The organism is Chitinophagales bacterium (assembly GCA_020636535.1).
In the GTDB taxonomy this organism is placed as follows: domain Bacteria; phylum Bacteroidota; class Bacteroidia; order Chitinophagales; family JADIYW01; genus JADJSS01.
In genome coordinates, this window is record JACJXT010000011.1 from 1,232,180 (window position 1) to 1,245,741 (window position 13,562).

The following is a 13,562-nucleotide window of genomic DNA, read 5'->3' on the forward strand; positions in this document are numbered from 1 at the left end:
ATCATTTTTAAATAATAGTGAATTTTCACTATGGTATAAAACGCTTCACTTATTGAACTTTATACCAAGCAAAATTATAAAACTATGAAAAACATTTTTACACTACTTTTTTTAATGGTAATGGCATATGTATTACCAAAAAATGCAAATGCACAAGCATTCATTACTACTTGGAAAACAGATAATGCAGGTTCGTCTTCTAGTACATCTATAACCATTCCAACTCTTGCTGGCGAAACATACAACTACGATGTAGACTGGAACAACGATGGTATTTTCGATGAATTTGGCTTAACAGGCGATGTTACACACGACTTTGGAGTTGCTGGTACTTACACCATTCGCATACAAGGTACTTTTCCACGCATCTATTTCAATAACACAGGAGATAGACAAAAAATACTAAGTATAGACCAATGGGGTAATATTGCTTGGACAAGCATGCATAGTGCTTTCCATGGTTGTACCAACCTAAATCTAACAGCCATTGATGCACCAGATTTGTCCAATGTAACTTCATTAGGTTATATGTTTAATAGTTGTACTAACTTTAATGCAAACATCAATCATTGGGATGTTAGTAACATAACAGATATGATAGCTATGTTTGATAGTGCTTATGTGTTCAATCAGCCATTAAATGATTGGAATGTAAGTAATGTTACCAATATGGCCGAAATGTTTTATTGGGCAGTATCGTTCAATCAGCCATTAAATAATTGGGATGTAAGTAATGTTACACAAATGGCAAAAATGTTTTATAATGCAAATAAATTTGATCAATCATTAAATAATTGGGATGTTAGTAGTGTAACGAATATGTCATATATGTTCTGTAATGCAAATAAATTTAATCAACCATTAAATAATTGGAATGTCAGTAATATAAAATATATGGCATATATGTTCGCATCTGCTTCAACTTTTAATCAACCGCTAAATAATTGGGATGTTTCTAATGTAGGCGTTATGGAAGGGATGTTTTATTATGCTATATCATTTAATCAACCATTAAATAATTGGGATGTGTCTAATGTAATACGAATGAATAGTATGTTTTCACATGCAACATCCTTTAATCAACCTTTATTTTTATGGAATGTAAGTAAAGTACAATATATAGACTATATGTTTTACTATGCATCTTCTTTTAACCAAAATTTAGGTAATTGGAATATTAAGAATACTATTTACAGTACTAATAAATTAAAATATATGCTATCTTACTCTGGTTTAGATTGTATCAATTATTCGGCAACTTTAATAGGTTGGAGTAACAATACTTCAACTCCAAATGGGCTACAACTTTCTGCTCAAAATCTACAATATGGTACAAATGCGCTTACTGCTAGGAATAAATTACTGGCAAAAGGTTGGACAATTATTGGAGACAGCCCAAGTGGCACAGGTTGTTCTTTACCATTCATTACTACATGGAAAACAGATAATACAGGTGTATCATCTAGTACTTCTATTACAATTCCAACCACAGGTACTGGCTACTACTATGATGTAGATTGGAACAATGATGGCATTTTTGACAATTTTGGTGTTACTGGTAGTATTACACACAATTATGGAGTAGCAGGTAGTTATCAAGTAGCTATTAGAGGAGATTTTCCTAGAATTTACTTTAACAATACAGGTGATAAGCAAAAAATACTAAGTATAGACCAATGGGGAGATATTCAATGGTCTTCTATGGAAAATGCTTTTTATGGTTGTAGAAATTTAAACTTTTCTTTAATACCAGCACCATATCTTGGTAATGTAACCTCATTAAAAAGTATGTTTTTTGCTTGTTTTAATCTTAATGCTAATCTTAATCATTGGAATACTAGTACTATTACAGATATGTCTAACTTATTTAATTTAGCCAATTCATTTAACCAACCATTAAACAATTGGAATGTCAGTAATGTAACCAATATGTCAAAAATGTTCGCGAGTATACCTTTGTTTAATCAACCACTAAATGATTGGGATGTAAGTAGCGTAACAGATATGTCTAGTATGTTTAATACAGTACAAGCATTCAACCAACCATTAAATAATTGGGATGTTAGTAATGTAACAAATATGAGATATATGTTTTTTAATGAAACTTCCTTTAACCAACCATTAGATAATTGGACAGTAAGTAGTGTAACAGATATGTATGGTATGTTTAATTCTGCATCATCATTCAACCAAAGCTTGGCTACTTGGTCATTAAATCCAATAGTAAATATGTCTATAATGCTTAATTATTCTGGCTTAGATGTTAGTAACTATGATGCTACGCTAATCGGTTGGGAAGCTCAAGGTATTTCAAACAGAACATTAGGTGCTACAAACTTAAATTATTGTAATGCAGCATTACAAAGAAGTAATTTAATTACTACTTATGGATGGACAATCACTGGAGATACTAAAATTTGTGGAGCATCTTTCATTACTACTTGGAAAACAGACAATGCAGGTTCGTCTTCTAGTACTTCAATAACTATTCCAACTTTTGTTGGCGAATCGTACAACTATGATGTAGACTGGAATAACGATGGTATTTTTGACGATTTTGGAGTTACTGGAGATATTACACACGACTATGGAGTGGCAGGTACTTATCAAGTAGCTATTAGAGGAGGCTTTCCAAGAATTTATTTTAATGCTACTGGCGATAGACTAAAAATATTAAGTGTAGACCAATGGGGAGATATTACTTGGTCTTCTATGGAAAGTGCTTTCAATAGTTGTAGCAATTTAAACATTACAGCTATAGATGCACCAGACTTAAGTGGAGCCACTTCGCTTAGAAGAATGTTTGCTGGTTGTTCTAGTCTAAATGCCAATATCAATCATTGGAATACTACTACTATTACAGATATGTCTTATCTATTTAATGGAGCCAATACATTTAATCAGCCATTAAATAATTGGAATGTTAGTAATGTAACTAATATGTATGCTATATTTTCTGGTGCAACCGCTTTTAATGGCAACATCACTTCTTGGGATGTAAGTAAAGTACAATTATTTACTTTAGCGTTTAATGCAGCTACAAACTTTAATCAAGATATTGCTGCTTGGAATACCGTAGCAGCAAATTCTTTTCAAAATATGTTTAGAAATGCAATAAATTTTAATCAAAATTTAGCCAATTGGACATTAAAACCAACAGTAAATATGTTACTAATGCTCGATAATGCTGGCTTAGATGTCAATAACTACGATGCTACACTTATTGGTTGGGAAGCTCAAGGCATTACTGGTAGAAATTTGGGTGCTTTAAACTTAAAATATTGTGCTGCAGCACTACAAAGAAATAATTTAATTACTACTTATGGTTGGACAATTACTGGAGATAGTAGAGATTGTGGTGATCCTTTTATTACTACTTGGAAAACAGACAATACAGGTATTTCTTCTAGTACTTCTATTACAATTCCAACTACAGGTACTGGCTACTACTACGATGTAGATTGGAACAACGATGGTATTTTCGATGAATTTGGTATTACTGGCGATGTTACGCACGATTTTGGTGTTGCTGGTACTTATACTATTCGCATACAAGGTGCTTTTCCTAGAATCTATTTCAACAATAGTGCTAGTTCAGATAAAGCAAAACTACTAGAAGTCAATCAATGGGGAGATGTTGTTTGGACAAGTATGAACGGTGCTTTCGCTGGCTGTACCAACTTAAGGGTTTTTGCTACAGATGCACCAGACTTATCTAGCGTTACAGATATGACTTCAATGTTTGCAAGATGTAGCTATATGAATGATAATATCAATCATTGGGATGTAAGCAATGTTACCAATATGACTTATTTATTCCTTTTTGCTTCACGATTTAACCAGCCATTAAATGATTGGAATGTAAGTAATGTAAATAATATGACAGGTGTTTTTCAATATGCATCAAAATTTAATCAAGACATAAGCGATTGGGAGGTAGATAATGTTATACGCTTTAGTTCTATGTTTAGGTATGCACCAGTGTTTAATCAACCACTAAATACATGGAATGTAAGTAATGGAATCTACTTTACAAATATGTTTAATGGAGCATATGCTTTTAATCAACCATTAAGTACATGGAATATAAGCAATACAACAAGTTTAAAAGAAATGTTTTACTATGCTACTAGCTTTAATCAAAATCTAAGTAATTGGAATATAGCAGGAGTTACAGATATGACAAATATGTTATCTTATTCAGCTTTAGATGTTGCTAATTACGATGTTACACTTATTGGTTGGGAAGCACAAACAGTTCAAAATAATGTTCCTTTAGGTGCTATTAATTTAAGATATTGTGCAGCAGAGATACAAAGAAGCAATTTAATCACTACAAATACATGGACAATTACTGGAGATGCTAGAGCTTGTGGTAATCCATTTGTCACTACATGGAAAACAGACAATGCAGGTACTTCATCTAGTACTTCTATTACAATTCCAACTACAGGAACAGGTTACTACTATGATGTAGATTGGAACAATGACGGTATTTTTGATGAATTTGGCTTAACTGGTGATGTAACTCATAATTTTGGTACAGCAGGTACTTACCAAATTGCTATCAGAGGTGATTTTCCTAGAATATATTTTAATAATGCTGGCGATAAAGATAAAATACTAAGTATAGACCAATGGGGAGACATTGAATGGACTTCAATGGAAAATGCTTTCCATGGTTGTACTAATTTAATATCTTCAGCTATAGATGCACCAGATTTAAGCATCTGTACCATTTTAGATGGAATGTTTGCTCGTTGTACTAATTTTAATGCTAGCATTAATCATTGGAATGTAATTACTATTACTGATATGTCGGCTATGTTTTATCTAGCATATGCTTTTAATCAACCATTAGATAATTGGAATGTAAGTAATGTAACAGATATGCATAGAATGTTTAGTGCCGCAATAGCATTTAATCAACCATTAAATAATTGGGATGTAAGTAATGTAATAGATATGTCATATATGTTTTACAATACAGATGTTTTTAATCAATCACTAAACAATTGGAATACAAGTAGCGTAATCAATATGTCATATATGTTTTCTTATTCTAATGTTTTTGATCAGCCACTAAATAATTGGAATACTAGTAGTGTAATAGATATGTCAGAGATGTTTCATAATGCAGATGCTTTTAATCAACTATTAAATAATTGGAATGTTAGTAGTGTTACTAATATGTCAGCTATGTTTTTTTCGGCAAACGCCTTTAATCAACCATTAAATACTTGGAATGTAAGTAGCGTAACTAATATGTCAGAGATGTTTATATACGCATCATCATTTAATCAACCATTAAATACTTGGAATGTAAGTAGCGTAACTAATATGTCATATATGTTTAATCATGCAACAGTATTCAATCAATCATTAGCTAACTGGAATATTACAGCTGTAACAGATATGACAGATATGTTGTCTTTCTCTGGTTTAGATGTGGATAATTACGATAATACACTAATTGCTTGGGAAGCTCAAACAGTACAAAACAATGTGCCTCTCGGTGCTACATATCTTAAATATTGTGCAGCAGATGTGCAAAGAAGCAACTTAATAAGCACTTATGGCTGGACAATTACTGGAGATAATAAAATTTGCGGTGAGCCATTCATCACTACATGGAAAACAGATAATGCAGGTGTTTCTTCTAGTACTTCTATTACCATACCTACAACAGGCACTGGTTACAATTACGATGTAGATTGGAACAACGATGGTATTTTTGATGAATTTAATATTACTGGCAATGTTACACACGACTTTGGCGTTGCTGGTACTTATACCATTCGCATACAAGGTGCTTTTCCTAGAATATATTTTCATGCTACTGGCGATAAAGACAAAATATTAAGCGTAAATAAATGGGGCGATATTCAATGGTCTTCTATGGAATATGCTTTTGGGGATTGTAGCAATTTAAATGTTATCGCAACAGATGCTCCAGATTTATCTAATGTAACTTCTCTTCATTCTATGTTTTCAAATTGCACTAATTTCGATGCTAATATTAATCATTGGGATGTTAGTAATGTAACCAATATGTCATATATGTTTTCAAGAGCAGATGCTTTTAATCAACCATTAAATAACTGGAATGTAAGTAGTGTAATTGATTTGTCAGGTATGTTTTATAATGCAATTGCATTTAATCAACCATTAAATAATTGGGATGTTAGTAGTGTAACAGATATGTCATATATATTTAATAATGCAACTCTATTTAATCAACCATTAAATAACTGGAATGTAAGTAATGTAACTAATATGTCATTTATGTTTAATAACGCGAGTGAATTCAATCAATCTTTAAATACATGGAATGTAAGTAATGTAACAGAGATGATTTGGATGTTAAATTATAGTGGCTTAGATATTCTCAATTACGATGCTACACTTATTGGCTGGGAAGCACAAACTGTACAAAATAATGTTTCATTAGGAGCTATTAATTTAAGATATTGTGCAGCAGATATACAAAGAAATAATTTAATTACTACAAATGGTTGGATAATTAATGGCGATGGCAAAGCTTGTGGGGAGCCATTTATTACCACTTGGAAAACAGATAATGCAGGTTCATCTTCTAATACATCTATTACAATTCCAGCTTCAAGTACTGGTTTCGGATACGATGTAGACTGGAACAATGATGGTGTTTTTGATGAATTGGGTATTGGAAGCAGTATTACTCATGATTTTGGTGTGGCTGGCACATATACTATTCGTATACGAGGTAACCTCTCAATGCTTTATTTTAATAATACGGATGATAAAGATAAAATTTTAAGTGTAGACCAATGGGGAGATATTGAGTGGACAAGTATGTATTTTGCATTTAATGGCTGTAGTAACTTAAATGTAACAGCAATAGATGCTCCAGATTTAAGTGGCGTAACTTCTTTAAGAGGTATGTTTTATAAATGTACAAGTTTAAATGCCAACATTAATCATTGGGATGTAAGTACTATTACTGATATGGCATCAATATTTTATGAAGCAACTGCATTTAACCAACCATTAAATAATTGGAATGTAAGCAATGTAACCGATATGTTAGCTATGTTTTATAATACAAGTTCCTTTAACCAAGATTTATCTTCGTGGAATGTAAGTAAGGTAACTAGTATGGCATATATGTTTAATGGAGCTAGTAGTCAGCAATTAAGAACTGCTAATAATAACACTTTACAGAATAATTTCTCAGCTTTAAATATAAGTTCGTGGGATGTAAGTAATGTTACAAACATGTTTGCTATGTTTAGAAATGCTACGGCTTTTAATGGAAATATTAGTACTTGGAATACGAGTAGCGTAACAGATATGGCTTTAATGTTTGAAAATGCAAGTTCATTTAACCAAAATTTAGGAACTTGGGATATCTCCAATGTTGCAGATATGACCAATATGTTAGACAACACCGCATTATCTTTAGCTAACTACGATAATATATTAATAGGATGGGAAGCACAAACAGTACAAAATAATGTTTCGCTTGGTGCTTTAAACTTAAATTATTGTGCTGGTGCTACTGCAAGACAAAATTTAATTGACAATAGCTCGTGGACAATTACCGGCGATAATTTAATGTGTGTGTTGCCAGTAGAGTTGCTTTCATTTACAGCAACAGAAAATAATAATGAAGTAATACTAAATTGGGAAACTGCTACAGAAATCAACAATAAAGGTTTTGAAATTGAGTACAGTACAGATGCTATTAATTGGATTACTATAGGTTTTGTAGAAGGACAAGGCAACGCTTCATTTAATACTTCTTATGATTTTACACATCAAACACCAGAAAATGGCAACAACTACTATCGCTTAAAACAAATAGATTTAGATGAAACATTTACTTATTCTGATATAGCAATAGTTAATATAGAAAACAATCATCATGTGGAGGAATTTAGTATTTATCCAAATCCAGTAATCAATATTTTAAATATTAAAGGAAAAGATAATTTTAATGCTACTATTATAAATGAAATTGGACAAATAATTAAGCAGTTTGCTAACATAAAACAAATAGATGTAAGCAATTTTGCCAAAGGCATGTATATTATTCAGTTTGATGATGCTAGTACAATTAAGTTTATTAAAAATTAATAACAATGAATAAAAAGTATTTAATAATAGCATTGTTTTTATTTCTTTTTGCTACTTTAAAAAGTCAAGAATTACCACAAATAAAATCAATTACAGTTTTGGCAGATAAAGCAATGTATCATACTCAAGGTTTTCAAGTGCAAATAATTTTTACTAAGTCATTAAGCACTTATATAACTGAATTCAATAATGCACCATTGCAAATAGAAGTATATCCAAAATATAGAAAAAAGAAAAATAAATTTGTGAGAATTGAAAATCCTAAATGGTTTGATGATTTACGAAACTCATTTAGTATCAGTAGAATTACTTCTGATACAGCAGTAATAGATTTCTCTTATATTAATTTTACACAATTTTCAAATAAAAATATAGACCTTCTATTTGATGTTGAACTCAAACAGTCTGATTATAAAAATCCATTAAATAATAAGTATTTTGTGTTAGATGCTAGTAATCAAATTGTAAACAGTGTGGCAATTCCAAAATTATATAATTTAAATTTATTAGTTAATGAATATAATGTTTCAAAAATTAATACCGATGTAAAAATTTTGGGTTATGGCAACAAAAAACCAGATTCCTATTTTATTATAAAATATCCTGCATTTCAAGAATTTAAATCAAAGGTTTTTAAAAATACACTTCAAGTAGAAAATACTGAATCTAGTAATGGTACACTTACATCAAACGATTCAATAAAAATTCTATTTTATGATAGAGATAAAATAACATTTGATGATTTTTTAGATAAATATGAGTTTTCTATAAATGAATTGCTGTTAAATAAATCTTCAGTTATAAATGTTAACTTAGATGCTATTAATAACTTGGAGATAACATACACTATAAAAGAAGCAACAAAAAAGTAAATGGAGAATAAAGTCGAAAAAAATAAGGTTTTAAAAGATACAGCAATACCATCATTATTTAGTATTGTTTTAGACTTAATATTTTTTGTACTAATACCGTTTATTGTAGTAGCAAGTATAGTGTTAATTATTAGTGGCTTTTATTTTACAGTAAAAGGCAATAATTATTTTAACGGTAAAAATCCAATTTTAGATTTTATATTCTTTTTACACATTATATTTTATTTGTTTATTTTAATTATATATCCAACCGTAAAAATTGCAGGCACTATAGATTACTATGGAGAAATTGATGAACAACCAACTACTCAAAAACTATTGTTTATTATTGGATTATTACTGCCTTTTGTAGCTGTTTTATTAATTAATTCCTTAGAAGAATTTAACTTTAAAATATTTGTTTTAGAAGTCTTTTTTATAGATGTAATAGGTTTAGTACTTGGAGCAGTAGCATCTTCTGTAATAAGTTATAAATCTTCAAATGCTAATGATGAAAGTAATTTTATTTTTTCTTATGGTTTGTTTTTTACAATTCCAACTATGATGATAGTATATATAAAAATAATATCATTAACTACATTTATGCCAAATATAGGTTTTATTTTATTAGCTATATTAGCCATTACAACTTATAATAATTATAAAATAATGAAAGTAGTATGTTTATGATGAAGATAAATATAATAATATTATTTAATATGCTTTTTTCTTTGTCGTGCAAGCAGAAAACTAGTATTCAAGATAAAGTTAAAACTAGTATTGTTGATACAATGCCAAACCAAACTAAAAAAAATGTATTAAAAGACACCAATGAAATTAAAAAATATTTTAAAATCTATGATGCAAATTTATTTCTTCTGCAAGATGTAAACTTCGATGGTATAAAAGATGCAATGACTATAGTTATAGATACTATTCTTAATGAAGATAACATAGTTACCAGTGTCGCCATTTTTGAAGGTAATAAAAACCAAACATTCAACCAACCAAAATTCTTTTATTCAGATGATGATAATCAAACCTTTTCAGTTAATAAAAAAGGTGTTATAGCAATAAGCTATCAAGCAATGCGTAACGATGTAACACTTAAAATAAGATATGATGCTAAGTACAATAACTACATGGTTATTGGAAAAGATATTTTATATTACCAAAGTGGAGATTGCGATTATAATAAGTATAGCATGAACTATTTAACAGGAAAAGCTATACATGAAGAAAGTTGTTGGGATGTTACAATTCAAAATCAAAAAGTAAATACAGATACAATAAATTTTAAACCAACGCTATATTCATTCGAAGATATTCCAAACTTTGACGACTTTTTATATGAAACACCTTTTTATAATTAAAAAATTAAATAAATTATGTATATATTCTTAGCAGTGTCTCTCGAAGAGGACGCTGCGTTTAATGATAACTATATTACACAAATATCAATTGTTTTCATTTGATGGAACTTTTAAAACAAATAAAAATGAAAAAAATACTATATATAACACTCATAATCTTAACTTCTTCTTGCACAGTACTCAATACGCTAAGTCAGAAAGAAGAAAAAATATTTTTGAAAGAAGCAGAACCAATTAAAATTTCTATAGACGAAGGCGAATTGCCAAACGAATATATGATAAGTTTTGATGATGGCTTAGCAGAAAACTTAAACGAATTTGTCTATACTGAAGAATTATACAAAGATGATGCTATTGCTATTGCTGCACTTTGGATGTTAGCAGTACGAGAGTATAATGTAGACAATAGTTGGTACTTATCATATTTTGCTACAATTTTAGATAATGATTTTTTTAACTATAACAAGGGTAGGAAAGGAGAATTAAAAGAAACAACTAAAACAAAACTCAATTCGTATTTAAAAAACACTAATTTTTCTAACTATAAACTATCATGTTGGCAAAAACAATACAGTTTAAATTTTTGTTTATGGATGGCAATAGTTGATGGAGTAAACACTGGCGAGTTTATTGTAAGAATACGAGACAAAAACTTCAAATACAAAACACTAGTACTCAACAATACAAAAAATGGATATAAAGTAATTGATTTTTTATAATATATAAATAACTACTAATCAATTGTCATTAACTTCTAACTAACTAAATCTTCTAAAAATGATTTGTCCATTTTTACAGTAGCTTTTAGTTGATATAAGATAGCGTACATACCAAAAAATGTTCGATGCAAATAAATAGCATCTCTATTACCACGAATGGCTTTTGGTTTTCTAAACTCTTTGTTCGTACTCAATTGTTCGCCTTCTCGATTCAGTTGATTGGTATATTCTTCTCGAGTTTGACACCTTTTCATAAAATATGACTGAGAACGCCTTATTTTATTGAGTTTTGTTTTTATTTTTTCAAATTTGTAGTGAGCCGATTTTTTTTTGGTTGCTTTTATAATTAGTTTATCCGCTCTATTTTTGCAGTATGTCATTTTTGCGGATAGAGAAAAAATCATCAGGCACGTATTTGCGTATCTTAGAAAGCTATCGAAATGATGAGGGCAAATCAAAGCACAAAATATTACACACACTTGGCAAAGTAGAAGATTATAAACCAGCCCAATTGCGAGCCATCGGTATCCAATTATTTGAGTTAGGTGGTGGCGAAGTAAAGGCATTGCTAACTGGCGATTTGTTAGAATTAGGCAGATACAATTATGGCTATCAATACCTCTACCAAAAAGTATTACAGCATTATGGTTTGCAAGATGTGTTTCGCAGAATAGCCTCAAAAAACAAACTACAATTTAATTTTTCGGATGCTGTTTTGTTGATGCTTTTAGAGCGATTACAAGATCCGTGTAGTAAACATCAAAATTATCTACATCAGTCGGAATATCTTAATTTGCCTACTGTTTCGCTACATCACTTGTATCGAACTTTAGATAAATTAGCCGACAATCAATCGCTCATTCAACAACAAATTTTCCAAACAGGCAGAGATTTATTTAATCAAAAATTGGATGTTGTATTTTATGATGTAACCACTTTGTATTTTGAAAGTGAAGTAGAACAACAAGGCAAACTTAGGCAAAAAGGATTTAGTAAAGATGGCAAAATAGGAAACACACAAATCTTGTTTTGTATGCTCATAGATACTGATAAAAATCCGATTGGTTATCAAATTTTTGAAGGCAATACCTACGAAGGACATACTTTTGAAAAAGCATTAATCGATTTAAAAAAACAATATCAAATAGAAAAAATAATTATGGTAGCAGATAGAGGTATGTTATCGAAACATAACATCGAAATTACCAAAAACAATGGCTACGAATTTATACTTGGCGAACGCATCAAAAGTTTACCTAAAACATTACAAACCGAGCTTACCGATTTAGCTTCTTTTACCAAACAATGGATATACCATGATACAACTGGCGAAGCCATTGTAATTACATATAAAACCGTAGAACACGATGGTAAAACAATCATCGTAACACACAGCCAAAAACGAGCAAAAAAAGACAAACAAGATAGAGAAGACAAAGAAGCTACAGCTAAAATACTATTAAAAAATACAGCTCTAATTACCAAAAAAGCAAGTAGGTTTTATATACAACAAAACCCAAAAGGCAGCTATGAACTGAATGAACAAAAACTAATAAACGATGCAAAGTACGATGGCATTTTGGCTATTAGCACCAACAACAAAACCCTTACAGCAACACAAGTATTAGAACAATACAAACAACTTTATAAAATAGAACACACCTTTAGAACCTTTAAAGCACACTTAGAAATAAGACCCATGTTTCATTGGACAGACAAACGAATTAAAGGACATATTTGTTTATGCTATATCGCTTATACACTATTAAACTACACACTACAAAGAACCAATAAAAGCGGACTAAAACTCACAGAGAATACGCTAAGAACTACGCTAAATAAAATGCAAGTAAGCTTGTTACAACACAATAAAGAGCAAATCTATGTACGTTCAAGACCAACAGAAAACGAAATTGCACTTCAAAGAGCAATAGGTTTAATGCCATTACAACCCATCATTCCAAAAGACAAACTAACACTATAAAATCCAATTTGTAGTGAGCCAATCCAATAACACTATTGTTGATAATCAATTAATTAACTCAATATCGTGTCAAACTTGAGAGTTGATGGAGTAAACACTGGCGAGTTTATTGTAAGAATACGAGACAAAAACTTCAAATACAAAACACTAGTACTCAACAATACAAAAAATGGATATAAAGTAATTGATTTTTTATAATATATAAATAACTACTAATCAATTGTCATTAACTTCTAACTAACTAAATCTTCTAAAAATGATTTGTCCATTTTTACAGTAGCTTTTAGTTGATATAAGATAGCGTACATACCAAAAAATGTTCGATGCAAATAAATAGCATCTCTATTACCACGAATGGCTTTTGGTTTTCTAAACTCTTTGTTCGTACTCAATTGTTCGCCTTCTCGATTCAGTTGATTGGTATATTCTTCATCACCAAAATAAAAAGTGTCATGTTTTAGTGGTTCAGTAATAATATTAATTAATTTTTTAGCTGTACTATAAAATAAATACATAT

General features: G+C 30.1%; 8 protein-coding genes. 6 read left to right on the top strand and 2 right to left on the bottom strand.

Annotation, left to right across the window (positions count from 1 at the left end; genetic code table 11):
* Positions 1 to 84 precede the first annotated feature (84 nt).
* From H6553_05660 to H6553_05680, 5 genes are all read left to right on the top strand, one after another.
* On the top strand, positions 85 to 8,118 hold the full coding sequence (locus H6553_05660; GenBank protein ID MCB9033303.1) for a BspA family leucine-rich repeat surface protein: 8,034 nt from the start codon (positions 85 to 87) through the stop codon (positions 8,116 to 8,118).
* Positions 8,119 to 8,123: 5 nt separating this feature from the next.
* Entirely contained in the window at positions 8,124 to 8,990 is an 867-nt protein-coding gene (locus tag H6553_05665; protein ID MCB9033304.1) for a hypothetical protein, read from the top strand.
* A complete protein-coding gene (locus H6553_05670) occupies positions 8,991 to 9,659 on the top strand; it encodes a hypothetical protein (GenBank protein ID MCB9033305.1) in 669 nt (222 codons plus the stop codon).
* Positions 9,656 to 10,342 carry a hypothetical protein gene (locus H6553_05675; protein MCB9033306.1) on the top strand — a complete coding sequence of 229 codons (687 nt, stop codon included), beginning with the start codon at positions 9,656 to 9,658 and terminating at the stop codon, positions 10,340 to 10,342. Before H6553_05670 ends, H6553_05675 begins: the two co-directional genes overlap by 4 nt.
* A 125-nt stretch (positions 10,343 to 10,467) precedes the next feature.
* Positions 10,468 to 11,061, top strand: coding sequence for a hypothetical protein (locus H6553_05680; protein ID MCB9033307.1), 594 nt, complete (start codon positions 10,468 to 10,470; stop codon positions 11,059 to 11,061).
* 35 nt (positions 11,062 to 11,096) lie between these two features.
* On the opposite strand, the gene H6553_05685 is transcribed toward H6553_05680, so the two are convergent.
* Entirely contained in the window at positions 11,097 to 11,315 is a 219-nt protein-coding gene (locus H6553_05685; protein MCB9033308.1) for a hypothetical protein, read from the bottom strand.
* A 119-nt stretch (positions 11,316 to 11,434) separates the two neighbouring features.
* On the opposite strand from H6553_05685, the gene H6553_05690 reads away from it, so the two are divergent.
* Entirely contained in the window at positions 11,435 to 13,045 is a 1,611-nt protein-coding gene (locus tag H6553_05690; GenBank protein MCB9033309.1) for an IS1634 family transposase, read from the top strand.
* 233 nt (positions 13,046 to 13,278) lie between these two features.
* On the opposite strand, the gene H6553_05695 is transcribed toward H6553_05690, so the two are convergent.
* Positions 13,279 to 13,560, bottom strand: coding sequence for a hypothetical protein (locus tag H6553_05695; protein ID MCB9033310.1), 282 nt, complete (start codon positions 13,558 to 13,560; stop codon positions 13,279 to 13,281).
* Positions 13,561 to 13,562: the final 2 nt, after the last annotated feature.

Bases quoted from the DNA above. Each gene is read 5' to 3' on its own strand.
- H6553_05660 (MCB9033303.1), top strand. From the start codon at position 85: ATGAAAAACATTTTTACACTACTTTTTTTAATGGTAATGGCATATGTA.
- H6553_05665 (MCB9033304.1), top strand. From the start codon at position 8,124: ATGAATAAAAAGTATTTAATAATAGCATTGTTTTTATTTCTTTTTGCT.
- H6553_05670 (MCB9033305.1), top strand. From the start codon at position 8,991: ATGGAGAATAAAGTCGAAAAAAATAAGGTTTTAAAAGATACAGCAATA.
- H6553_05675 (MCB9033306.1), top strand. From the start codon at position 9,656: ATGATGAAGATAAATATAATAATATTATTTAATATGCTTTTTTCTTTG.
- H6553_05680 (MCB9033307.1), top strand. From the start codon at position 10,468: ATGAAAAAAATACTATATATAACACTCATAATCTTAACTTCTTCTTGC.
- H6553_05685 (MCB9033308.1), bottom strand. From the start codon at position 11,315: ATGAAAAGGTGTCAAACTCGAGAAGAATATACCAATCAACTGAATCGA.
- H6553_05690 (MCB9033309.1), top strand. From the start codon at position 11,435: ATGTCATTTTTGCGGATAGAGAAAAAATCATCAGGCACGTATTTGCGT.
- H6553_05695 (MCB9033310.1), bottom strand. From the start codon at position 13,560: ATGTATTTATTTTATAGTACAGCTAAAAAATTAATTAATATTATTACT.